Annotated in this window: 24 protein-coding genes; 20 read left to right on the forward strand and 4 right to left on the reverse strand. The window is 33.1% G+C overall.

Going from position 1 to position 23008, the window contains the following annotated elements:
* The first annotated feature begins 3 nt into the window (after window positions 1-3).
* Genes ACZ2G2_RS03695 through ACZ2G2_RS03730 form a run of 8 tightly spaced genes read left to right on the forward strand, consistent with a single transcriptional unit; the run spans window position 4 to window position 6630 of the window.
* Window positions 4-1338, forward strand: coding sequence for a sodium:solute symporter (locus tag ACZ2G2_RS03695; RefSeq protein WP_470394032.1), 1335 nt, complete (start codon window positions 4-6; stop codon window positions 1336-1338).
* Complete coding sequence (locus ACZ2G2_RS03700; RefSeq protein ID WP_101204100.1) at window positions 1323-2150, forward strand: metallophosphoesterase family protein; 828 nt, start codon at window positions 1323-1325, stop codon at window positions 2148-2150. The genes ACZ2G2_RS03695 and ACZ2G2_RS03700 overlap by 16 nt, the downstream gene beginning before the upstream one ends.
* A 4-nt stretch (window positions 2151-2154) precedes the next feature.
* Window positions 2155-2676, forward strand: a complete 522-nt coding sequence (locus tag ACZ2G2_RS03705; RefSeq protein WP_470394033.1) for a rhodanese-like domain-containing protein — start codon at window positions 2155-2157, stop codon at window positions 2674-2676.
* Window positions 2676-3299 carry a TIGR04282 family arsenosugar biosynthesis glycosyltransferase gene (locus ACZ2G2_RS03710; protein WP_470394035.1) on the forward strand — a complete coding sequence of 208 codons (624 nt, stop codon included), beginning with the start codon at window positions 2676-2678 and terminating at the stop codon, window positions 3297-3299. The genes ACZ2G2_RS03705 and ACZ2G2_RS03710 overlap by 1 nt, the downstream gene beginning before the upstream one ends.
* Window positions 3280-4092, forward strand: a complete 813-nt coding sequence (locus ACZ2G2_RS03715; RefSeq protein ID WP_470394036.1) for a purine-nucleoside phosphorylase — start codon at window positions 3280-3282, stop codon at window positions 4090-4092. Before ACZ2G2_RS03710 ends, ACZ2G2_RS03715 begins: the two co-directional genes overlap by 20 nt.
* Window positions 4093-4148: 56 nt before the next feature.
* Complete coding sequence (locus ACZ2G2_RS03720; RefSeq protein ID WP_218701361.1) at window positions 4149-5030, forward strand: sterol desaturase family protein; 882 nt, start codon at window positions 4149-4151, stop codon at window positions 5028-5030.
* Complete coding sequence (locus ACZ2G2_RS03725) at window positions 5027-5908, forward strand: DUF547 domain-containing protein (RefSeq protein ID WP_470394037.1); 882 nt, start codon at window positions 5027-5029, stop codon at window positions 5906-5908. Before ACZ2G2_RS03720 ends, ACZ2G2_RS03725 begins: the two co-directional genes overlap by 4 nt.
* Window positions 5909-5940: 32 nt before the next feature.
* Window positions 5941-6630 carry a TIGR04283 family arsenosugar biosynthesis glycosyltransferase gene (locus tag ACZ2G2_RS03730; RefSeq protein WP_090838025.1) on the forward strand — a complete coding sequence of 230 codons (690 nt, stop codon included), beginning with the start codon at window positions 5941-5943 and terminating at the stop codon, window positions 6628-6630.
* Here the strand turns inward: ACZ2G2_RS03730 and ACZ2G2_RS03735 are convergent.
* From ACZ2G2_RS03735 to ACZ2G2_RS03750, 4 genes are all read right to left on the reverse strand, one after another.
* Entirely contained in the window at window positions 6627-7880 is a 1254-nt protein-coding gene (locus ACZ2G2_RS03735; RefSeq protein ID WP_470394038.1) for a POTRA domain-containing protein, read from the reverse strand. The two genes, ACZ2G2_RS03730 and ACZ2G2_RS03735, sit on opposite strands and share 4 nt — an antisense overlap.
* Window positions 7881-8879, reverse strand: a complete 999-nt coding sequence (locus tag ACZ2G2_RS03740; protein WP_090838028.1) for a glycoside hydrolase family 113 — start codon at window positions 8877-8879, stop codon at window positions 7881-7883. It lies immediately after the preceding gene.
* Window positions 8880-8950: 71 nt separating this feature from the next.
* Window positions 8951-9817, reverse strand: coding sequence for a transporter family protein (locus ACZ2G2_RS03745; protein WP_090838030.1), 867 nt, complete (start codon window positions 9815-9817; stop codon window positions 8951-8953).
* A 46-nt stretch (window positions 9818-9863) separates the two neighbouring features.
* Window positions 9864-10580 (reverse strand): DUF547 domain-containing protein, encoded by a 717-nt coding sequence (locus tag ACZ2G2_RS03750; RefSeq protein ID WP_470394041.1) that lies wholly within the window; start codon window positions 10578-10580, stop codon window positions 9864-9866.
* Window positions 10581-10779: 199 nt separating this feature from the next.
* Here ACZ2G2_RS03750 and ACZ2G2_RS03755 point away from each other — a divergent pair, with 199 nt between their 5' ends.
* The 12 genes from ACZ2G2_RS03755 to frr all read left to right on the forward strand — a co-directional run bounded on the left by ACZ2G2_RS03755 (window position 10780) and on the right by frr (window position 22946).
* On the forward strand, window positions 10780-12084 hold the full coding sequence (locus ACZ2G2_RS03755; protein WP_470394042.1) for an NAD(P)/FAD-dependent oxidoreductase: 1305 nt from the start codon (window positions 10780-10782) through the stop codon (window positions 12082-12084).
* 11 nt (window positions 12085-12095) lie between these two features.
* The gene (locus ACZ2G2_RS03760) at window positions 12096-13685 is read left to right on the forward strand and encodes a 4Fe-4S binding protein (RefSeq protein WP_090838036.1); all 1590 of its coding nucleotides are present in this window, start codon (window positions 12096-12098) and stop codon (window positions 13683-13685) included.
* Window positions 13686-13701: 16 nt separating this feature from the next.
* Entirely contained in the window at window positions 13702-14538 is an 837-nt protein-coding gene (locus ACZ2G2_RS03765; RefSeq protein WP_470394044.1) for a toxin-antitoxin system YwqK family antitoxin, read from the forward strand.
* Window positions 14535-15227: a glycosyltransferase family 2 protein gene (locus ACZ2G2_RS03770; RefSeq protein ID WP_470394046.1), complete on the forward strand. Its 693-nt coding sequence runs from the start codon at window positions 14535-14537 to the stop codon at window positions 15225-15227. The genes ACZ2G2_RS03765 and ACZ2G2_RS03770 overlap by 4 nt, the downstream gene beginning before the upstream one ends.
* Window positions 15224-16714 carry a cellulose synthase family protein gene (locus ACZ2G2_RS03775; protein WP_101204112.1) on the forward strand — a complete coding sequence of 497 codons (1491 nt, stop codon included), beginning with the start codon at window positions 15224-15226 and terminating at the stop codon, window positions 16712-16714. The genes ACZ2G2_RS03770 and ACZ2G2_RS03775 overlap by 4 nt, the downstream gene beginning before the upstream one ends.
* Window positions 16715-16809: 95 nt before the next feature.
* Entirely contained in the window at window positions 16810-18252 is a 1443-nt protein-coding gene (gene mptB, locus ACZ2G2_RS03780) for a polyprenol phosphomannose-dependent alpha 1,6 mannosyltransferase MptB (RefSeq protein ID WP_470394048.1), read from the forward strand.
* 225 nt (window positions 18253-18477) lie between these two features.
* A complete protein-coding gene (gene rplM / locus ACZ2G2_RS03785) occupies window positions 18478-18933 on the forward strand; it encodes a 50S ribosomal protein L13 (RefSeq protein WP_090838043.1) in 456 nt (151 codons plus the stop codon).
* Window positions 18933-19319, forward strand: a complete 387-nt coding sequence (gene rpsI, locus ACZ2G2_RS03790) for a 30S ribosomal protein S9 (protein ID WP_090838045.1) — start codon at window positions 18933-18935, stop codon at window positions 19317-19319. The genes rplM and rpsI overlap by 1 nt, the downstream gene beginning before the upstream one ends.
* Before the next feature lie 224 nt (window positions 19320-19543).
* Window positions 19544-20335, forward strand: coding sequence for a 30S ribosomal protein S2 (gene rpsB / locus ACZ2G2_RS03795; RefSeq protein WP_470394050.1), 792 nt, complete (start codon window positions 19544-19546; stop codon window positions 20333-20335).
* An 87-nt stretch (window positions 20336-20422) separates the two neighbouring features.
* On the forward strand, window positions 20423-21382 hold the full coding sequence (gene tsf / locus ACZ2G2_RS03800; RefSeq protein ID WP_470394052.1) for a translation elongation factor Ts: 960 nt from the start codon (window positions 20423-20425) through the stop codon (window positions 21380-21382).
* Between the two features lie 229 nt (window positions 21383-21611).
* Window positions 21612-22319: a UMP kinase gene (pyrH, locus tag ACZ2G2_RS03805; RefSeq protein WP_470394054.1), complete on the forward strand. Its 708-nt coding sequence runs from the start codon at window positions 21612-21614 to the stop codon at window positions 22317-22319.
* A gap of 69 nt (window positions 22320-22388) precedes the next feature.
* Window positions 22389-22946 carry a ribosome recycling factor gene (gene frr, locus ACZ2G2_RS03810; RefSeq protein ID WP_470394055.1) on the forward strand — a complete coding sequence of 186 codons (558 nt, stop codon included), beginning with the start codon at window positions 22389-22391 and terminating at the stop codon, window positions 22944-22946.
* Window positions 22947-23008: the final 62 nt, after the last annotated feature.

The following is a 23008-nucleotide window of genomic DNA, read 5'->3' on the forward strand; positions in this document are numbered from 1 at the left end:
CAGATGAGCACAGAAATTTGGCAATGGATTTTGGTAGTAGGATCAAGTTTACTCTTGTTTTTACTATCCCCTTACGCTAAAACTACCGAGTCGTTTTTTAAAGCTAATCACAATAAAAAATCACCAAACGTTTTAGTCCTAACGGGAAGCCTTATTATTTCTTGGATTTTTGCAAAAAGCATTACCAATGCGGCTAATTTAGGATTAGACTTTGGTATTGTTGGTGGAGTCGCTTATGCTGGTTACTATTTAAGTTTTGCAGTTGCAGGATTACTAATATATCAATTACGCACCAAAGGTGGCTACACTAGCATCCATCAATTTTTAACCAGTAAATTTGGTAAAAAAGCAGTTGCTGTTTTTACTATTTTGATTATTATTAGATTGTTTAATGAAGTCTGGAGTAACACCATGGTTATTGGCTCTTACTTTGGAGAAACAGGAAGTGCCAGCTACTACACAGCCATAATTGTATTTACATTACTAACACTAAGCTATGCTATTAAAGGTGGCCTGAGTAGTTCTATTTTTACGGACGTGATCCAGATGGTCTTGTTTTCTGTACTGCTAATCATTATTTTATATACTATTTTTTCTGTGGAAAATTTTACAGCAAAAGACATTGCAACGTCAGGAACTTGGAGTTTTGAACTGGGTTTAAATCTGTTTTTTGCAGCTATAATCCAATCGTTTAGTTACCCTTTTCACGATCCCGTTTTAACCGACAGAGCCTTTATAAGTTCTCCTAAAGTGACTAGAAAAAGCTTTTTATGGGCTAGTTTATTAGGCGCCATTTGTATTGTGTTATTCAGTATTATTGGTGTTTACGCACAAACACAAGGTTTTAAAGGACAAGCAGCAGTTGAGGTTGGAAAAGCATTTGGTGTGGTGGTATTGTTAGTCATTAATTTTATAATGATTACCTCAGCAGCATCAACCTTAGATTCCACTTTTTCATCATTTTCAAAATTATTAGCTGTGGATTTAGGCTTAGGCAAAAGCCTTTCTTTTGGAAGATTAGCAATGGTTGCAATTGCCTTATTAGGGACCATTCCAATCTTTTTTAATGCCGAAATCCTATCAGCAACCACCATTTCCGGAACTATGGTCATTGGTTTAACACCAATCTTTTTATTCTGGAATTATAAAGTACCCAAAATAAGTTTTTATTTAAGTGTGGGTTGTGGCTTACTTTTTGGATTTTTATTAATATTTAAAGCTTTTCCTGAGGCATTAATTTTTACTAAAGGGCGTTATGCCGATTTACTTTGGGTAAATGCTTGGGGGATTTTTAGTTGTAACATTTTATATTTCGTTCCTAGATGGATAAAACAATAAAACATATTGGCACATTATCTGGTAAAGTGCTTCTTTTTGGAGGCGTTTACAGTAATTTACAAGCTTTAGAAGCTCTTAAAGCTGTTGCCGAAAAAGAAGAGATCAAACCAGAAAACTGCATTTGTACTGGAGATATTGTTGGCTATTGCGCACAACCAGAAGAAACAGTCCAACTATTTAAATTATGGAAAGCCAATAGTGTTTTAGGTAATGTAGAAATACAACTTATTGAAGGCGAAGAAGATTGTGGTTGCGACTTTACTGAAGGCTCACGTTGTGATGGGTTTTCAAAACTATGGTATCCATTTGCCCAAAGTCAGCTGAGTAAAAACTCCATTGAACATCTTAAAACGATTCCTGATCATATAACATTTACCTATGCCAACAAAAAAGTAGCGGTTGTACATGGTGATTACTTTAATGTATCAGAATTTGTGTTTAAATCTACAGACTGGTCTGTTAAATCAAAAACATTAGAAGCCACCAATAGCGATGTTATTATTGCTGGACATTGCGGTCTGCCTTTTAGCCATGAGCAAGACCAAAAATTATGGTTAAATCCAGGTGTTATTGGTATGCCTGCTAATGATGGAACACCACAAGTATGGTATGCTATTTTAGAAGATGTTAATGGCGAAATGAAATTTACACACCATAACCTCGACTATAATTATAAGTTGACCAATAGTTTAATGAAAAATGGATTGTTGCCAGAAGAATATGCAAGAACCATTATTACGGGAATTTGGGATAACACAGAAATTTTACCAGCAATAGAAAGTGGTTTACAAGGTTTCGGAATTAATTTATAACCCTATGAAAACAGTATTATTTTTATTTATAAGTCTTTTTGCTGCACAAAGTATAGCACAAGACACGCTGGAAGAGTTATTAAAAAAACACAACAAAAATAGCGTCCCGTATATTACCGTACAAGAATTAGCAATGCCAAAAACTGACGCTGTTATACTAGATGCACGAGAACCTAAAGAGTTTGAAGTGAGTCATATTAAAAATGCAATGTTAGTTGGTTATGATTTTTTTGATATTAAAACAGTCACCGATATATATAGTAACAAAGATGAAAAAATAGTAGTCTATTGCTCACTTGGAATACGATCAGAAACGATTGCAAAAAAACTAAAAGACGAAGGTTACACAAACGTACTTAATCTTTATGGCGGTATTTTCGAATGGAAAAACAACGATTTTATTGTAGTTGATTCCGAAGAAAAAGAAACAGAACAAGTACACACCTTTAATGAAGCGTGGAGTAAATGGTTAACAAAAGGAGAACATGTATTTGAAGTAAAACCTACAAAAAAGAACACTAACTAATGGCTCATAAAAACCTAATAATAACCTTTACCAGAAACCCAGAGTTAGGTAAAGTAAAAACAAGATTAGCCAAGACCATCGGCGAAGCTTCCGCTTTAGCGATATATATAAAATTACTAGAACATACTGAAAGTGTTTTACGCAACATAGACAGTGACAAAGCTGTATACTACTCGGTTAAAATTAGAGAAAACGACCTTTGGGATAGTAATATATATCAAAAACACCAACAGTTTGGTGACGACTTAGGTATCCGAATGCAAAATGCATTTAAAGCTGGTTTTGACGCTGGTTATTCTAAAATTGTCATTGTTGGTAGTGACTTACACGATTTACAACCCAAACATATTACACAAGCGTTTGATGCATTGGACACTAACGACGTTACTATTGGTCCTGCTGAAGATGGCGGTTATTACCTTTTAGGCATGAAAACACTATATAAAGACGTGTTTGAAAATAAAAATTGGGGAACCGAAACGGTATTTGATGACACTATTAAAAATTTAAAAAATGAAAGCGTATTTTTGTTAGAACAACTAAATGATGTTGACACTTACGAAGACATTGAAAATAACCACACACTTAAAGCATTAATAGAACATGATAAAACATATAAATAAAACAGTCGAATACCTACAAGAAAAAGGTTTTAACAATCCTGAAGTTGGTATTATTTTAGGTACTGGATTAGGTAAATTAACAGACGAAATTGAGATTATAGAAGAAGTAAGTTATAATCATATTCCTAATTTTCCGACAGCGACTGTCGAGTTTCATAAAGGGAAATTAATTTTCGGAAATCTAGCAGGTAAAAAAGTAATTGTTATGCAAGGTCGCTTTCATATTTATGAAGGTTACAGTTTGGAAGACGTGACTTACCCTGTTCGAGTTATGGAAAAACTAGGGATTAAAACATTATTAGTTTCTAACGCCTCTGGAGCCATTAATTTAAACTTTAAGAAAGGTGAATTGATGTTAATTGACGATCATATTAACCTTCAAGGAAGTTCTCCTTTAGCCTTTAAAGGTGTTCAAGAATTAGGCGAACGTTTTGTTGACATGAGTGCGCCTTACGATTTAGAAATAAACAAAAAATTTAAAGCAATTGCTAAAGCAAACAACATCACATTACACGAAGGTGTATACACTAGCGTTGTTGGACCGCAATTAGAAACTAGAGCAGAATACAGAATGTTAAAAATTATTGGTAGCGATGCTGTTGGGATGAGTACTGTTCCAGAAGTAATTGTTGCTAATCATTTAAATTTAAAAGTAGCTGCTGTGTCAGTTTTAACAGATGAATGCGACCCAAGTAATCTAAAACCGGTAGATATTAGCGAAATTATTGCAATGGCTAATCAAGCAGAACCAGATATGATTACGTTATTTAAAGGTTTAATAGAAACACTATAACACGATGTAACTTTAGTTACATCAAAAAAGTAACTAAAAGGCTAATTTAGCCAGCTATGGAAAAATATATAGACATTATAAAAAACGCCTATTTTGGCTATTGGAACTATCTAAAACACCAAATTATATTCCCAAATAACTGGGACAACTATTTTTATGGGTTAATCATAATATCGTTAGTAGTTTGGGGTTTAGAGATTGTGTTTCCTTGGCGTAAAAACCAATCTATTTTCCGTAAAGATTTTTGGTTAGACACGTTTTATATGTTCTTTAATTTCTTTTTGCTTAATCTTATCATTTTGATCGCATTATCTAATACTGCTGCTGGTTTTTTTGATGATATTTTAGGTGTTGTTGGTTTATCCATTTCTAACTTTCAGCTGTTTGATGTTGACAATTTACCATTATGGTTAGGCTTGTTTATATTTTTTATAATCTCTGACTTTACACAATGGATTACACATAATTTATTACATCGTTTTGAGTTTTTATGGAACTTCCATAAAGTACACCACAGTGTTAAAGAAATGGGATTTGCAGCACATTTACGCTACCACTGGATGGAACCTATTTTATATAAATCCATGCTATACATTCCTATTGCCATTATTGGTGGATTTGATGCACAACATGTTGCGATAGTGCATTTTTTCGCGATCACTGTTGGACACTTAAATCATGCCAATTTAGGTTGGGATTATGGGGCTTTAAAATATGTATTTAACAATCCAAAAATGCACATTTGGCATCATGTAAAACACTTACCAAAAAACATAACTTATGGAGTAAATTTTGGGATCACGTTAAGTATTTGGGATTATATTTTTAAAACCAATTACATTCCGCATGATGGTCGTGATATCGAGTTAGGTTTTGAAGGTGACGAAACGTTTCCAAAAGATTTTATTAGTCAAGAATTATATCCTTTAAAAAAATGAAAAATAGCATCGTATTAATTTTAATTGTCCTGTTTAGTTCTTGTTGTAATGCAAAAAAAATTACTCAAGACACCACAAAACCAATCCAAGAATCAGCTGTTTTACAAGAAAAAGCTGTCGCTGAAATCAAAACAGATACTAATACTATTGTATTTGAAGATCATAAAGAAGTTGCAACAAGTAAAACAAAAGTACTTCCCCTGCCTCCAAAACCACCTAAGCAGATTGAAAGCTCAACATTCAGCCATAAAAGATGGAATACACTATTACAACAATATGTATCAGCATCTGGGAATGTAAACTATCAAGAATTTAAAACCGACAAAACAACACTAGTCGTTTATATTGATGAGTTAGCGCATAATACGCCTAAATCAAATTGGTCTAAAAACGAAAAACTAGCCTATTGGATTAATGCATACAATGCATTAACAATAGATTTAATTATAAAAAATTATCCTGTAAAAAGCATTAAAGACATTAAAGACCCTTGGGGCCAAAAACTTTGGGAACTAGGAGACAAATGGTATAGTTTAGAAGACATTGAGCATGAAATTTTGCGTAAAATGGACGAACCTCGTATTCACTTCGCGATTGTTTGCGCCTCTTATTCTTGTCCTAAATTACAAAATACTGCATTTACAGCTTCAAGTTTAGAAACACAATTAACTGCTGCAACTAAACAGTTTTTAAGCGATACTAAACGTAACGAGATCAAAGAAAACAGTTTGAAATTATCAAAAATATTTAAATGGTTTGATAAAGATTTTGAGCAAAATGGCAGTTTGATTGACTTTTTAAACAAGTATACAGACGTAACCATTTCAGCGAAAGCTAAAATTAGCTATAAAGATTACAACTGGGACTTAAATGATTAAAACCAATCTAATAAAACTTACGTAAATAAAGCATGATAAGCATTATTATCCCGGTTTTAAACGAAGCTGAACACATTACTGAGCTCTTATATCATTTAATTGATAATGCCTCATTAAACACCATTCAAGAGATTATTGTTGTTGATGGTGGAAGCACGGACAATACCGTTTCAATTATCAATACATTAGGTTTAAACATTAAAGTGTTGCATTCTGAAAAAGGACGTGCAAAACAAATGAATATAGGTGCCAAAGCTTCAAAAGGAGACATTCTTTATTTTTTACATGCCGACTCTTTTCCACCAAACAGATATGATCATTTAATTTTAGAAGAAATTAAAAAAGGAAATAACGCAGGTTGTTTCAGGTTACAATTTGATAGTAAACATTGGTGGTTACGCTTGGCTAGTTGGTTAACTAAGTTTTCATGGAGAGCTAGTCGCGGTGGTGATCAAAGTCAATTTATTACCAAAGCATTATTTAATGATATTGGTGGTTTTAACGAAACATATACAATCTACGAAGACAATATTTTGATTAACGAGTTGTATAAACGTAATGAATTTGTAGTTATCAACCACAAACTTAAAACCTCTGCAAGACGCTACGAGAAACATGGAATTTGGAAACTACAATATCACTTTTGGGTAATATATGTCAAAAAATGGTTTGGCGCTTCTGCGGAAGACTTGCATCATTACTACAAAAAACATATTTGCTAGAAATATTGTCCAATACCAAAGACTAAACCTTGACCATCTTTTTCTGAGACTCCGTAGCCATAATCTATTCTAAAAATAGCATTAAATATAGATTTGTGTATAAAGCGCAAACCAACACCAGGAAAAACCCTAAAGTTATCAGCGTCACTAAAATCGCCAAAATCACCTCCTGGATTACGCCAGCTTCCTGCATCAACAAACGCATTACCTTGCAACGCAAACCAACCTTTTTCATATAAAGTGTGTCTATACTCTGTATTAACCACAATAGCACCTGTACCTCTATCAATGGTATTACCGACGCCTCTAATATTTAAATTATTATCTACTGAAAACGGAGCAAATGGTGTGTCATCATTACTAGAAAAACCAACACGCATTCGTGTCGCCCAATTCCCTTTCTGCCCTACTCTTTTGTAGTAATTAAAATCGTTCCAACCAATTAAAAACTCGGGTAAGTCATCACTAGTAGACGTCACATATTGCAAATTTAACTGGCTCTTAAAACCAGATACGTATTGATAATTATAATCTAGGTTGTTATATTCGTAAATACCCTTGTATAATAATTTTTTGACACTTAATTCCTGAGGCACACTAAGACTTGTAGCTCCTGACATGTATTGATATTCTTCTAAAAAATAATTAATTCCAAATTCAAAACGGTTATTAAAATTAGGTTGATATAAACCCAAAACTTCAAAAGACTTATTTCTATACTTATAATCTGATGTTGTATTATCAAAAAAGACAGGTTCTAACGTTTGTAAATCTTGATGATTTACCGCCAAACCAAACCGACGACTAAACAAAAAAGGTGCTCTAAAATTAATACCATAAGAACTAAAAATATCCTTTTGATAAAAACCTCCAAAAATCATATTTTGACCTAACAAATTAAATTCATAAACACCTAAACGGTAAGCAAACTCGCCATCATTAGATGTATAAACATTAAAAGAAGGAATAATAGTAAAGTTTTCTTCAATATTATAAAACACATTATAATTGCCATTTTCCGACGGAAACACTTGATAATACGCATGAGACACGGATGGCAAACGTTTTAATAATTTAATATCTTCCTCTAGTTGCATGGAGTCTAACACTGCTCCTGCTTTTACTATAGCTGTTTTTTTTACAAAACTAGATTTCAGTTTTTTATTACCTTGAATTTTCACATCTGTAATGTTTTGAGAGTGCATTACAATGGTTGCTAGTAGGCTTAATAAAAACAGAAAATATTTCATTTAATTTACTTTATAATGTTCTTTAATTACAGTTTCTGCGGGCTTATTTTGCGGTGTAAAACGGTTGTTTTCCAGCCCTCCAACTTTATCGTGGTTAATAAACCATTTCCACACAAAACCACCTGCAAACCAATCTTCGTTCCAAAAGGTTTTAAATAACGCTTTTGTGGTATTAACTTGAGCGTCCAGATTTACCTTACTTTCTACACGGTCTACAGTCCAAGGTGCTTTACCAGAATAATCTATACTGCGGTATCCAAACTCTGTAAACAAAATAGGTTTATTATACTTTTCAGAAAACGTTTTGAGTGTTTCTTTATGCTTAGCCCAACCTTTTAAACACTCTTCTATTGTTGGTGTTTTACTATCGCTAACCGGAAAATAGGCATCGACACCAATATAATCTAACTGATCCCAAAATGGTGTTTTTTCAAACTCATTCCAATTGGCAGCGTAGGTTAATTTACCTTTATAAATGGCGCGAATATCTTTAATTAACTTAGACCAATATTCTGGTCTAGCAGCAACAAATTTTTCTAACTCTGTACCAATGCAAAAAATCTCAGTATTGGTATCTTCTGCTACTTGAGCAAAAGCTAAAATAAATTTTGAATACGTGGTTTCAAACGTTAGCCAATCGGCTTCGGTTGTCATTTCTAAAAACCCAGTAAACTCACCTTTCCATACCCATATTTGTGGTTTAAGCATGGCATTAATATTGTTCTTTTTTAACGTATTAATGTATTGCTTACCGCCTGTAAGGGTTTCTCCAAACCATTGTCTTTCCTTATCATAATTAACTACTGGATGTGCCAAGTCTTTAATCATAGCAAAAGGCATTATGGCCGCATAATTAGCATTTATATTTAGTAAAGGTGCTATGTTTTTTTGAGTAATACTATCTCTATGTGCGACGTAACTTACGCCATTAATTTTTTTTACCTGAGCCGTACAAGACTGAAGTAACACAATTAGAAGTAATAGTGGATTAATTCGCATTTTTTTTGACTAAATATAAATAAATCCCGCTTTTCAGCAGGATATATTTGACATATTATTTTATGACTATTCTAGAATAAAGCTCTTAAACCAATATTAAAAGATTGCCCTAACCCTGTGTTATTACCTCTTACAAATGTTGTGTATAACGTTTCGATATTTAAAACGTCACTAATTTGATACTTTGCACCACCACCAACTGCTGTAAAATCTTGTTCAAAATCGTTACCAGTATCAATACGTTGTGAATGTTGCACTAATCCTAAAACAGTAAATTTAGAACTCGGGAAATAACTTAAAAACAAACCTGGTGTTAAACTTAAACTGTTATTAGCAAAACTCTCTTCCTTTTTACCAAAGTGATACTCTGTATTAAGCTCCGTAAATAATTGCCATTTAGAGTTAAAATTATAATCATAGAAAAAACGGTTTTGAAATGTAAATCCTTTTTGATCTAAAAACACCCCATTTTCACTTTCGTTATCTACCAAAGGAATATGAAATGCGGTTTGAATGGTAAAATTACTTACACTTTTAATCGGGTTAAACTTAATTGCAGGCGCAAAAGATGTAAATCCAGAACGTGCAGTATTTGTCTCTCCATCAAATTTAAAAACGTCTAAAGCATCACGATCTCCAATAACATTAGATCTAAATTCTAATAATAAACCAACATTAAAACGGTTGCTATCGCTAAGTCCTGTAAACACATCAACTGTGGATGTAAAATAAGTCTCTCTAGCTTCTGTACCAGATGTAAACGTACTTTCGTTTTGAGTGTATAGATTATTAAAAAACTTAATATCCCATTGCCCTTTACTTAATAGTTTAGATGGTGTATAGGTTTGGATGTTACTAGTTGTTTCAGTTTGATCTTCTTGACTAAAACCTGCAAAGGTTGTTGATAAAGCAAGTAATACAATGGTTAATTTTCTCATGTTTTGTGTGTGTGTGTGTTTTAATTTCCGCGAAAGCGTTATTTTATTATTGTTTATTTAATTTCCAGTTATACGTAAAATAGGTCAGCTTATAATTTTCAGGTATTTTATTAGTTCTGTATTTATTTATAAATTGAATTTCGGTCATTCCATTTTGCACAAAATCTTCGTTATACCATTTCATTATTTCAGAACCTGCTACGGTTTCTTTTTTATCATTAACCTTAATAAAATAATCACCATTTAAAGCCAATTTGGTTTGTTGTTGCAACTGCGCTTCCAAAGTTTTTGGCATATAAGCTTCTGCAATTAAAGGCGGACAACCAATAGCGCCACAAACTAGCACAAAATGAAATCTAGCATCCTTAAAATTAGCTCTTAACAACTCATTTTCTATAGTATTTAAAGTCACCTTTTTACCAGCCAAACTGTATGTAGTTTTATCAAAAAAACCAGATTTATCTAAAGGTGATGCTATTGGATAATTATCCACAATCCCTTTTATAACGGATAAGTTATAGGCATTAATCCAAAAGGCTTGGTAGTTTTTAGCATCTGTTTTTGTTACAGACACCTTGTTAGCAATTGTTAAAATAGAGGTTAAAGTTTCTGAGTTTTCCTTTACCGCTTTGTAATCTACTTTACCTTTAGCCACGTGTGCTTTTAAAAAGGCATCTGTTTGTGTAAAAAAGTCGTCAAGCGTTTGCGCTTTCGCGGAAAACAGTCCGCAGAATACTAGTAATATTATTAGGTTATTTTTCATGATTTATCAAGTTTTAATTACTTACAACATACTTTAAGTCTTAACATTTGTGTTAAACTTTCAAAAATAATAAATAAAATTCTCGTCTTATTTTTAATTAGAACCTTACACACTTTTTGTTATTTAAAAAGATTCTAAACTAAAAATCCAATTAAGTTTTTAACTTTAAAACCGACAGACTATCTAACAAACTAAATTTATGGAACACATCGTCATTATAGGAAACGGGATTTCTGGAGTTACTCTAGCAAGACACGTCAGAAAATTATCGGACAAAAAAATAACAATTGTTTCTGCCGAAACGGATTATTTTTTCTCAAGAACCGCCTTAATGTATGTATACATGGGACACATGAAGTTTGAACACACGCAACCTTACGAGAATTGGTTTTGGGAGAAAAACCGAATTGAGCTAAAAAAAGGATACGTAAATAGTATTGACACAGATAACAAAACCTTATTATTTGCCGAAGGAGACACTTTAGTTTATGATAAATTAATTATTGCCACAGGTAGTAAACCTAACAAATTTGGTTGGCCAGGTCAAGATTTAAATGGTGCGCAAGGTTTATATAGCAAACAAGATTTGGATAGTATGGAACAAATCGCTCCGGATAATAAAGCTTGCAAACGTGCAGTAATTGTTGGTGGTGGATTAATTGGTATTGAAATGGCAGAAATGTTTAACTCAAGAAACATACCGGTCACTTTTTTAGTTAGAGAATCTAGTTTTTGGAATGGCGTGTTGCCTGAAGGCGAAAGTCAAATGATTAACAGACATATTAAAAACCATCATATAGATTTAAGATTAAGCACCAATTTAAAAGAAATTAAATCGGACGGAAACGGAAATATCAAATCTATTATAATTGAAGAAACTGGAGAAGAGCTAGAATGTAACTTTGTTGGATTAACAGCAGGTGTATCGCCTAATGTTTCGTTTTTAAAAGACTCAAAAATCGAAATTAATAGAGGGATTTTAGTTAACCGTTACTTAGAGACCAACGTTAAAGACGTGTATGCCATTGGTGATTGTGCAGAGCAACACGAAGCAATTGGAAACAGACGTCCAATTGAAGCCGTTTGGTATACAGGACGTATGATGGGCGAAACTTTAGCCCAAACATTATGCGGTAATAAACTACAATACAAACCAGGACATTGGTTTAATAGTGCTAAATTTTTAGACATCGAATACCAAACCTACGGTTGGGTATTTGGAGAGCGTGGACGTCCAGAATACGAAAAACACTTCCATTGGAAACATGAAGACGACACCAAATGTATAACCGTAGCCTACAACAAAGACACTAAAGCGTTTTTAGGTATTAATACTTTTGGAATCCGAATGCGTCATGAAACGTTTGACACATGGCTGACAGAACAACGTGACGTTGATTATGTTATCAATCACTTAAAAGAAGCCAATTTTGATCCAGAATTTTACAAACATTTTGAAAATCAAATTTTAGAGACTTACAATAACCAAATGCAAACAGCCTAACCTTTCCAGATATGAGTAATAAATTAAACCATAGTATGTCATTAGCATCTCCTGATGCGTTTCATATATCAACAAAACAAAAGTTTGCTTTAGGTATTGGACTTGTTGGATTATTAATACTAGCGCTAGCTTTATTTAATGTAAATCTACCTAATACCGCATTATTTTTAACCTTAGCTATCGGACTAATTTCAGTAGGTATTGTAGTTTATTCTAGAGAAGCCTATTTAACAAAATTAGAAGGAATAAAAAACGACGGTACCTGGTTTAAATCCATTTCCTCCAGAGGTTTTTGGGGCTGGGCTTTAGGTATAATATTAACTAGCTTTTATATTGTATTATACTTTTACCCACAATATTTAGGATTAGCCAAAGATGGCGCTCCAAATACTGGTTTGGTTGGTTTATTTGACCCTTTAAGTAATTTATTAAGTGGACGTAATGCTAGCCAATGGTTTGTGTACGGATCATTATATACTATTGCAATACTTGCTTTTGGTTATAAGTTTATATTAAAATATAGACACAACCGTTACCAACAAATACGTACCATGTCTGTTATGTTTTTTCAATTAGGGTTTGCCTTTTTGATTCCAGAATTTATGTATGTCATGAATAATGACTTACCATATTACGATCTAAAAAGTGTTTGGCCACTTAACTATTATCTTTTTGACGAGTGGTCTGTTAAAGGCTTTTTATCTAATGGTAATCTTGGTTTAGCCTTAATAATATTTGGTATTGTATCTACCTTTTTAATAACCCCTATTTTAACATACAAATACGGAAAACGTTGGTATTGCTCATGGGTTTGTGGATGTGGTGGATTGGCAGAAACTGCGGGAGATAGTTTTAGACAATTATCATCAAAAAAACTTTCTGCTTGGAAGTTAGAGCGTTGGTTAATACATACGGTTTTAGTGTTTTCTGTAGTTATGACCACTGCTATGGTATATAGCTATTTAGGTAAAGACAGTAATAACTTTTGGTTAACACGTGATGTTTTTATTACATCAGTAATAGTATTTTTAACTATCATTTTTGCTGCAGTAATGTACTTTAGAGGTAAAGAGCTTGGTAAAGATGCAAAAGCTGGAGCTATTGGTTATGCTGTTGTAATTGCATTATTATTATTCATGCATTTTACATCTACTACAGAGCAACTGTTTTTTGTTAAAGGAACTGCTTTAAGATCTACTTACGGTATTTACATAGGGTCTATCTTTTCTGGAGTAATAGGTACTGGTTTTTATCCAATATTAGGAAGTCGTTCTTGGTGCCGATTTGGATGTCCAATGGCAGCTATATTAGGATTTCAGCAACGTATGTTTTCTAAATTTAGAATAACAACTAACGGAGGACAATGTATCTCTTGTGGTAACTGTTCTAACAGTTGCGAGATGGGAATTGATGTTCGTGCATACGCACAAAAAGGAGAAAACATAGTGCGTTCTAGTTGTGTTGGATGTGGTGTTTGTAGTGCGGTTTGCCCAAGAGGAGTTTTAAAATTAGAAAACGACTCAATGGAAGGACGTATAAACCCAACAGAAGTATTACTTGGTAACGATGTAGACTTAATGGATTTTGTAAACAAAAAATAAACGTCCATTTTTAATCATGAAACCCTTTATAGTATATCTGTTTTTAGTTTTAAGCGTTGGCGCTTACGCGGAAAAAACCTATGTCACCACATACTTTGATAATGGCAACATACAATCCAAAGGATGGACTATTGACAATAACAAAACCGATTTTTGGATCTATTATTATCCAAACGGAAATGTTGAAAAAAAAGGAAATTACAAAAATAATCTAAAAACAGATTTCTGGATATTTTATCATGATAACAACATAGTAAAAGCAAAAGGACGTTTTGCATCTGATTTAAAAACCGAGTATTGGAAGTACTATTTTGAAAGTAACACCTTAGAAAAAGAAGGTAATTACACCAATAATAACGCTAATGGTTATTGGAAAACATACCATAAAAACACCAATTTAAAAAGTCAAGGACGTTATATAAATGGCACTAAAACGGGCTATTGGAAAACATATCACGACAATACTAAAAGCAAAAGCGAAGGGAATTATCTTAATGGTTTAAAAAATAAATTCTGGAAATTCTATCATAACAACGCAGTAATATCTAAATTTGGAAGCTTTAACCAAAACCTAAAAGTTGGCTACTGGCAATATTTCCGCGAAAGCGGTAAAAAAGAAAAGGAAGGCCATTATCTAACCGATAAAAAGGTAAAATGGTGGTTGTTTTATGATGACAACGAAAAAATAAATCATAAATGCCAACTCAAAGACAATCAAAAAAACGGGTATTGTCTAATGTATAAAAACGAAGCGTTGATATCTGCTGTAAAATACAAAGCAGGACAAAAAATAAAAGAATGGACCGATTTAAAGTCCTTCAAAAAAGAAAATAAATTAAGCGACCTTAAATGACCAAAATAAAAGTCATCATTCCTGCCTATAACGAGCAAGACTCGATTGCACATGTAATTAAAGATATACCTTCTATAGTGGACGAGGTGATTGTGGTTAGCAACAACTCGACAGATTTAACAGAGGCTAATGCTAAAAACGCAGGTGCAACTGTGTTACAAGAAAATAATAAAGGTTATGGTTACGCCTGTTTAAAAGGTATGGATTATATCGCTAAACAAGATAGTAAACCTGATATTGTGGTGTTTTTAGATGGAGATTATAGTGATTTCCCTGAAGAGTTAACCAAAATTGTAGCACCTATTATAGATCAAAACATGGACTTTGTTATTGGAGCACGTGTCAAAAACTTGAGAGAGGAAGGTAGCATGATGCCACAACAAGTGTTTGGCAACTGGCTAGCAACAACTTTAATGTCACTTTTTTTTGGTGCTAAATTTTCAGATTTAGGTCCTTTCAGAGCCATTAAATATGATAAACTACTGGCGCTGAATATGGAAGACAAAACCTATGGCTGGACAGTAGAAATGCAACTTAAAGTGTTAAAGCAAAAATTAAGCTATATAGAAGTTCCTGTAAACTATAGAAATAGAATTGGTGTCTCAAAAGTTTCAGGAACAATAAAAGGTAGTATATTTGCTGGCGTTAAAATACTAACGTGGATTTTTAAATACAGTTTTAAAAAGTGATTCTCGAAACCATTACCATTATTATTTATAGCATTGCGCTAGTTCTTATCTTTATGTATGCCTTGGCACAATTAAACCTTTTGTTTAATTACCTAGCAGCAAAAAAGAAAGAAGAAAACGGACCAAAATTCAACTTTAATAACTCGGAAGAAATTCCACTAGTAACTATTCAACTTCCCGTTTATAACGAGTTGTATGTTATGGATCGTCTATTGGACAACATAGCCTTAATGGACTATCCAAAAGACAAATTAGAGATACAAGTTTTAGACGACTCTACAGATGAGACCGTTGCCACTACAAAAGCACATGTAGACCAATTAAAAGCACAAGGATTAGACATTGTCCATATTACTAGAACCAACAGACAAGGTTTTAAAGCAGGTGCTTTAAAAGAAGGTTTAGAAATAGCAAAAGGAGAATACATTGCTATTTTTGATGCCGATTTTTTACCAGAACCAAATTGGCTTAAAAAAACCATTCCGTTTTTTAAAGATCCAGAAATTGGTGTGGTTCAAACACGCTGGGGACACATTAACAGAGACTATTCCACACTAACAAAAATACAAGCCTTTGCTTTAGACGCACACTTTACTTTAGAGCAAGTTGGACGTAGCAGTAAAGGACATTTTATAAACTTTAACGGTACCGCTGGTGTATGGCGTAAAACCTGCGTCTTAGATGCTGGTAATTGGGAAGGTGATACATTGACAGAGGATTTAGATTTAAGTTACAGAGCGCAGCTTAAAAACTGGAAATTCAAGTACTTAGAAGATGTAGAGACACCTGCAGAACTTCCTGTGGTAATTAGCGCAGCAAGATCACAACAGTTTAGATGGAACAAAGGTGGTGCAGAAAACTTCCAAAAAATGTTTGGACGCGTCGTTAAAAGTAAAAACATTTCAGCTAAAACTAAACTTCACGGGTTATTACACTTATTAAATAGTACTATGTTTTTAAACGTACTAATAGTTGGTATTTTAAGTATCCCGATGTTATACATTAAAAACGAATATGCACACCTAAGACCATACTTTTATGTGATGAGCTTTTTTGTGGTTAGTACAATTATCTTTTTTGTATGTTATTGGGTTATGTACAAGCAAAGTCATGGTAATACTTTTAAAGACTTTTTAAAATATATCGCACTATTTTTTACCTTTTTCTCCATAGCAATGGGCTTTTCTTTACACAACTCTATTGCAGTATTAGAAGGTCATATTGGTAAGCGTAGTGAGTTTGTACGTACTCCAAAATTTAATATTAGTACAATAAAAGACAGTTGGAAAGGCAATAAATATTTACGTAAAAACATATCTATTAATGTTATTTTTGAAGGTGCATTAATGCTATACTTTGCGTTTGGTATGTACAGTGCTTTTGTGGTTGGAGATAAAGGTGGAGACTTTGGTTTATTCCCTTTTCACTTAATGTTAACCATAGGATTTGGATTTGTGTTTTTCAAATCACTAACCTCTAAAGCCTAATATTTTGGGCGTTACCACAAGGGTCGCGTCTTCCATTATATCTTTTCTGCGATACAGTTTTGCTTTCATGTAAAACTGTTTTATAAAGCAAACCCTTGGTAAATAGCAAAGACTTGTTTTACAATATCGCAAAAAAGGATGCCATTTCAACCGCTAACGCAGGACGCATCATGCTTAATACATTCTTTTTAAAAACTAACAAATTAACACTACTGCTAATACTAGCTAGTTTTTGCCTGTACGGTGTATTTGCTTATGATTTAGCTAGAACAGACCACACCAATCTAATCTCCATTTATATTGTATTATTTGGATTATTCCTTAAAATAGTAAACAACAATAAAGACAACTTTAGCCTTTTAGTTGGCATTGCAATAATAAGTAGATTAGTATTTTTGATAGCCATACCTAATCTATCACAAGATTTTTACCGTTTTATTTGGGACGGACGTATGATATTGCAAGGATTTAATCCTTACTTGCATACACCTGCAAATTTTATAGCATTAGGAGAGTATCCAATAAGCCAAGCGCAACAACTAGTAGTAGGCATGCAAGAGCTTAACGCCAGCCACTACTCCAACTATCCTCCCATAAACCAACTACTTTTTATTGTAGCCAATCTATTCTCTTCATCAAATATATTAGGATCAGTAATAGGATTAAGACTTATAATAATAGCAGCAGATATCGGAACCCTTTATTTTGGTGCCAAGCTATTAAAAAGACTCGGACTATCCCAACATAAAATATTCTGGTACATCTTAAACCCATTTATAATAATAGAACTAACAGGGAATTTACATTTTGAAGGTGTAATGTTATTCTTCTTAATACTAAGTTTATACTTATTACATAAAAACAAATGGCAATGGGCTGCAGTTGTCTTTGCGTTATCTATTTCGACAAAATTAGTCCCGTTACTATTTTTACCATTATTTGTAAAATGGTTTAGACTTAAAGAAAATCACGCTAAAATAGATTTTAAAAAACTAATTAGCTTTTATTTAATAATAGGGACAGCAACACTTTTGTTATTTGCACCGTTTTTCTCAATGACGTTTATAAATAACTATTCTAAAACTGTAGGGTTATGGTTTGGTAATTTCGAGTTTAACGCAAGCCTCTATTATTTAGCAAGAGAAGTTGGTTATTTTATAACAGGCTATAATCAAATAGCCATAATAGGTAAAATATTACCTGTCATAATATTTACATCTATCTGGTGCCTTGCACTATTTAGAAAAAACCAAGTATTTAGTACCTTAGTAAAAAGTATGCTAATTGCTTTTACAATATACTTACTACTAAGTACTACAGTTCACCCCTGGTACATCGCGTCTATTTTATTACTATCCGTATTTACAAATTATAAATACGCAATAGTTTGGAGCTTTATAGTTATTATAAGTTATTTGGCCTACGCCAACGCAGATAACACAGAGAATTTATGGATCATTGGCGCCGAGTATTTAGTAGTGTATGCGATAATAATTTTCGAATTATTTACAAAAGGTAGACGTTTAGAGATCAAATAAAATTAAAACGTAAAAATAAAACACCTTTCAAAAACGTTGTTAGCTTATACCAATATAAAGATTAGCAACTTTACATAATATAGTATCAACAGTTTAAGATTGCCCAAAAGATATCAACAGACTTATTAAATAAAAGTTGCATCACTATTTGGTAATCAAATATATAATCGTAAATTTGCAAACTCTTTTTGAGAGAGGAATGTTTAATAAAAAATAATTAATAACGTGGACACAATAAGCTACAAAACGATTTCAGCAAACAAAGCTACTGTAGATAAGCAGTGGGTTTTAGTAGATGCAGAAGGTCAAACATTAGGGCGTTTGTCTTCTAAAGTTGCAAAACTAATTAGAGGAAAGCACAAGCCTAGCTTCACACCGCACGTTGATTGTGGAGATAACGTAATTGTTATCAATGCAGAAAAAATCAACTTATCAGGAAACAAGTGGAATGACAAAACGTACATTCGTCACACAGGTTACCCAGGTGGACAAAGAAGTTTAACTGCTACAGAAATGTTCGGAAAAGATCCAGCAAGGTTAGTAGAAAAATCAGTAAAAGGAATGTTACCTAAAAACAAATTAGGTGCAGCATTATTCCGTAATTTAAATGTTGTTGTTGGTACAGCTCATGCTCATGAAGCGCAAAAGCCAACAGTAATTAACTTAAACGAATTCAAGTAATGGAAGTAATTCACAAAATTGGTCGTCGTAAGACCGCAGTTGCTCGTGTTTACCTATCTGAAGGAAAAGGTAATATTACGATTAACAAAAAAGACATTAAAGACTACTTCGATACTGCAACTTTACAATACAAAGTAAACCAACCATTAGCTTTAACAGAGAATGAAGGTGTATTTGATATTAAAGTAAACGTATTTGGTGGTGGTATTACAGGTCAAGCAGAAGCTATCCGTTTAGCGATCTCTCGTGCAATGTGCGAAATCGATCCAGAAAACAGATTAGTATTGAAACCTGAAGGATTAATGACAAGAGACCCAAGAATGGTTGAGCGTAAAAAATTCGGACAGAAAAAAGCGCGTAAGAAATTCCAATTCTCTAAACGTTAATATCCAGAATCATGTACAAAATTTGTTTTACAGATTTTTGTTCATATTCAAACTAAATTAAAAGGTACTGATGTAAAATCAGTATAAACACAGTTATTGTTGTCCTAGTGTCTTTAAAAACAAAATACACAGGATTTAGTCTAGCATCTAAATAATTAAGGCGAATTTATTTATAAATGACCACTTAATTATTGCTAATTCAACAGAACGTAAACTATTACAAAATGGCAGTAGAAGTAAAAGAATTACTTGAAGCAGGTGTACATTTCGGTCACCTTACACGTAAGTGGGATCCAAATATGGCACCTTACGTTTATATGGAGCGTAACGGTATCCATATAATCAACCTATATAAAACAGCAGCTAAAATCGAAGAAGCTGGAGATGCATTAGCAAAAATTGCAGCTTCAGGTCGTAAGATTTTATTTGTTGCAACAAAAAAGCAAGCAAAAGATATCGTAGCAGAAAAAGCAGGTAGCATTAACATGCCTTTCATTACTGAAAGATGGCCTGGTGGAATGCTAACTAACTTTATTACTATCCGTAAAGCAATCAAAAAGATGGCTACTATTGATAGAATGAAGAAAGACGGTACGTTTTTAACGTTATCTAAAAAAGAACGTTTACAAGTTGATCGTTTAAGAGCTAAGTTAGAGAAAAACTTAGGTTCTATCGTAGACATGACTCGTTTACCTGGTGCTTTATTTGTTGTTGATATTAAACGTGAGCATATCGCGATTAAAGAAGCTCAAAAATTAAACATTCCAATTTTTGCAATGGTAGATACTAACTCTGATCCACGTCAAGTAGATTACGTAATACCAGCAAATGATGATGCTTCAAAATCAATTGACAAAATCTTAACGCACGTAATTGATGCTGTATCAGCAGGATTAAACGAACGTAAAGCAGAAAAAGCAGACAAGGAAGCAGCTAAAGCTAGTAAAGATGCAGCTAAAGTAGAGAAAAAAGCAGCACCTAAAAAAGCAGTAGTAGCTAAAGACGAAGAAGAATAAAATAACATTTACAAAACACTAATAAGTCGTTTGATTCTTTTCTTTGTTGAAAATATATTAAACGACTTTTTTTAAATTATACTTATTATGAGCGAAGTAAAAATTTCAGCAGCACAAGTAAACGACTTGAGAAAATCTACTGGAGCAGGAATGATGGACTGCAAAAAAGCATTAGTTGAAGCAGGTGGTGATTTTGACAAAGCAATTGACGTTTTACGTAAAAAAGGTCAAAAAGTAGCAGAAAAAAGAGCTGACAGAGATTCTTCTGAAGGTGCTGCTGCAGTAAGAATTAACGCTGACAATACTGTTGGTGTAGCTATCGTATTAGGATGTGAAACTGATTTTGTTGGTAAAAATGAATCATTTTTAACATTAGCTGGTCAATTCGCAGACATCGCACTTAACTTTGACAACAAAGAAGATTTCTTAGCTGCAGACTTTGGTGGTATGACAGTTGCAGAAAAATTAGTTGAACAAACTGGTGTTGTAGGTGAAAAATTAGAAATCAACGCTTTTGAAAGATTAGAAGCTCCTTATGTTGGTTCTTACGTTCACATTAACAAAATTGGTGCTTTAGTTGGTTTATCAGAAAAAGAAGAAACTGTTGGTAAAGACGTAGCAATGCAAGTAGCATCTATGGGTGCATCTTCATTATCTTACAAAGATTTTGATCCTGCATTTGTTGCTTCAGAAACTGAAGCTAGAATTGCAGTAATTGAAAAAGATAACATCGAATTAGGACGTTTAGGAAAAACATTAAAAAATGTACCTCAGTACATTTCTATGTCTCAATTAACTCCTGAGGTTCTTACTCAAGCTGAAGAAGCTGCTAAAGCAGAATTAAAAGCTGAAGGTAAGCCAGAACAAATTTGGGACAAAATTTTACCTGGTAAAATGGACCGTTTCATCTCTGACAACACAACTTTAGATCAAGAACAATGTTTATTAGATCAACGTTTTATTAAAGACGAAAAAGTAACTGTTGAAGCTTACGTAGCAACTAAAAATGTTACTGTAACAGATTTCAAACGTGTATCTTTAGGATAGACTAACTATTTTTTATTTCCGCGTAAGCGAAAAATTTAAAAATAATTATACATATTTAAAACCACTACTCTATTTTTAGAGTTAGTGGTTTTTTTTATGCATAAAAACACTTAGCTTTGCTAAACTTTCAGGACGACTTATAAAACTTCATTAATGCACTCTTCTTATAAACAAGAGAAGTACAAGACGGAAGCCACATGTCACCAGCGAAAAACAATATAACACACACATGAAATATAAACGCATACTTCTAAAATTATCAGGTGAAGCCCTAATGGGAAACCGTCAATATGGTATAGACCCAGAACGTCTTTCTGAATATGCTGCAGAAATTAAAGCAGTTACAGAAAAAGGTGTTGAAGTAGCCATAGTTATTGGTGGTGGAAACATTTTTAGAGGTGTAGCTGGAGCTATGAATGGGATGGATCGTGTACAAGGTGACCATATGGGAATGCTTGCAACGGTTATTAATGGTTTAGCTTTACAACAAGCACTAGAAGATGCTGATATTAAAACTAGATTACAAACTGCCATTAAAATTAACGAAGTAGCAGAACCTTTTATTCGTAGAAAAGCAATGAGCCATTTACGTAAAGGACGTGTTGTTATTTTTGGAGGTGGAACAGGTAATCCTTATTTTACTACAGATTCTGCTGCGGTTTTAAGAGCTATTGAGATTGAAGCTGATGTTATTTTAAAAGGAACACGTGTAGACGGTATTTACAATACAGATCCAGAAAAAGATAGCGCAGCAATTAAATTTGATCACATCACTTTTGATGACGTTTTACGTAAAGGTCTAAAAGTAATGGATACCACAGCATTTACATTAAGTCAAGAAAATGACCTTCCAATCATTGTATTTGATATGAATACAAAAGGGAATTTAATGAAAGTAGTGTCAGGAGAAAAAATAGGAACACAAGTAAGTTTATAATTAGAATACTATATTACGTTTAAAATTGGCTCGCTTTTTGAAAGTCAATAAGTATTAAATCACATTACCATGAACGAAGACATTATATTTATAATAGACAGCACCAAAGAAGCAATGGAAAAAGCCGTTAAGCATCTTGAAAAACAATTTGTAAACATTAGAGCCGGAAAAGCTAGCCCTGCCATGTTAGGAAGTGTTATGGTTGATTATTATGGATCACAGACACCATTAAGTCAAGTTGCCAACGTGAATACTCCAGACGGTCGTACAATTACAGTACAACCTTGGGAAAAAAACATGCTTCAAGCTATAGAAAAAGCAATTATGATTGCTAATCTTGGTTTTAACCCAATGAATAATGGTGATATATTAATTATTAGTGTACCACCCTTAACTGAAGAGCGTAGACGTGAACTTGCTAAGCAAGCAAAAGTAGAATCTGAAGATGCTAAAGTTGGTATAAGAAGTGCACGTAAAGATGCAAACAACGAGATTAAGAAAACGGAAGATGCTTCTGAAGATATTCAGAAAAACGCAGAAGCAGATGTACAAGCATTAACGGATAAATACGTTAAGAAAATTGAAGAACTGCTTTCTAGTAAAGAAACTGAGATCATGACAGTATAATCTTAAAAGCGACTAATTAGTCGCTTTTTTTATAACTTTTATTAAAATTAAACGTTTTAGTA

It is taken from the genome of Olleya sp. KKT75 (genome assembly GCF_055635485.1).

What these genes read in the sequence shown, in the direction of transcription:
- ACZ2G2_RS03755 (WP_470394042.1), top strand. Translation starts at nt 10,780, where the DNA reads ATGGAACACATCGTCATTATAGGAAACGGGATTTCTGGAGTTACTCTA.
- frr (WP_470394055.1), top strand. Translation starts at nt 22,389, where the DNA reads ATGAACGAAGACATTATATTTATAATAGACAGCACCAAAGAAGCAATG.
- tsf (WP_470394052.1), top strand. Translation starts at nt 20,423, where the DNA reads ATGAGCGAAGTAAAAATTTCAGCAGCACAAGTAAACGACTTGAGAAAA.
- ACZ2G2_RS03750 (WP_470394041.1), bottom strand. Translation starts at nt 10,580, where the DNA reads ATGAAAAATAACCTAATAATATTACTAGTATTCTGCGGACTGTTTTCC.
- ACZ2G2_RS03700 (WP_101204100.1), top strand. Translation starts at nt 1,323, where the DNA reads ATGGATAAAACAATAAAACATATTGGCACATTATCTGGTAAAGTGCTT.
- pyrH (WP_470394054.1), top strand. Translation starts at nt 21,612, where the DNA reads ATGAAATATAAACGCATACTTCTAAAATTATCAGGTGAAGCCCTAATG.
- ACZ2G2_RS03720 (WP_218701361.1), top strand. Translation starts at nt 4,149, where the DNA reads ATGGAAAAATATATAGACATTATAAAAAACGCCTATTTTGGCTATTGG.
- ACZ2G2_RS03710 (WP_470394035.1), top strand. Translation starts at nt 2,676, where the DNA reads ATGGCTCATAAAAACCTAATAATAACCTTTACCAGAAACCCAGAGTTA.
- ACZ2G2_RS03765 (WP_470394044.1), top strand. Translation starts at nt 13,702, where the DNA reads ATGAAACCCTTTATAGTATATCTGTTTTTAGTTTTAAGCGTTGGCGCT.
- rpsI (WP_090838045.1), top strand. Translation starts at nt 18,933, where the DNA reads ATGGAAGTAATTCACAAAATTGGTCGTCGTAAGACCGCAGTTGCTCGT.
- ACZ2G2_RS03745 (WP_090838030.1), bottom strand. Translation starts at nt 9,817, where the DNA reads ATGAGAAAATTAACCATTGTATTACTTGCTTTATCAACAACCTTTGCA.
- ACZ2G2_RS03705 (WP_470394033.1), top strand. Translation starts at nt 2,155, where the DNA reads ATGAAAACAGTATTATTTTTATTTATAAGTCTTTTTGCTGCACAAAGT.
- ACZ2G2_RS03760 (WP_090838036.1), top strand. Translation starts at nt 12,096, where the DNA reads ATGAGTAATAAATTAAACCATAGTATGTCATTAGCATCTCCTGATGCG.
- ACZ2G2_RS03725 (WP_470394037.1), top strand. Translation starts at nt 5,027, where the DNA reads ATGAAAAATAGCATCGTATTAATTTTAATTGTCCTGTTTAGTTCTTGT.
- ACZ2G2_RS03770 (WP_470394046.1), top strand. Translation starts at nt 14,535, where the DNA reads ATGACCAAAATAAAAGTCATCATTCCTGCCTATAACGAGCAAGACTCG.
- ACZ2G2_RS03715 (WP_470394036.1), top strand. Translation starts at nt 3,280, where the DNA reads ATGATAAAACATATAAATAAAACAGTCGAATACCTACAAGAAAAAGGT.
- rpsB (WP_470394050.1), top strand. Translation starts at nt 19,544, where the DNA reads ATGGCAGTAGAAGTAAAAGAATTACTTGAAGCAGGTGTACATTTCGGT.
- ACZ2G2_RS03740 (WP_090838028.1), bottom strand. Translation starts at nt 8,879, where the DNA reads ATGCGAATTAATCCACTATTACTTCTAATTGTGTTACTTCAGTCTTGT.
- ACZ2G2_RS03730 (WP_090838025.1), top strand. Translation starts at nt 5,941, where the DNA reads ATGATAAGCATTATTATCCCGGTTTTAAACGAAGCTGAACACATTACT.
- ACZ2G2_RS03735 (WP_470394038.1), bottom strand. Translation starts at nt 7,880, where the DNA reads ATGAAATATTTTCTGTTTTTATTAAGCCTACTAGCAACCATTGTAATG.
- ACZ2G2_RS03695 (WP_470394032.1), top strand. Translation starts at nt 4, where the DNA reads ATGAGCACAGAAATTTGGCAATGGATTTTGGTAGTAGGATCAAGTTTA.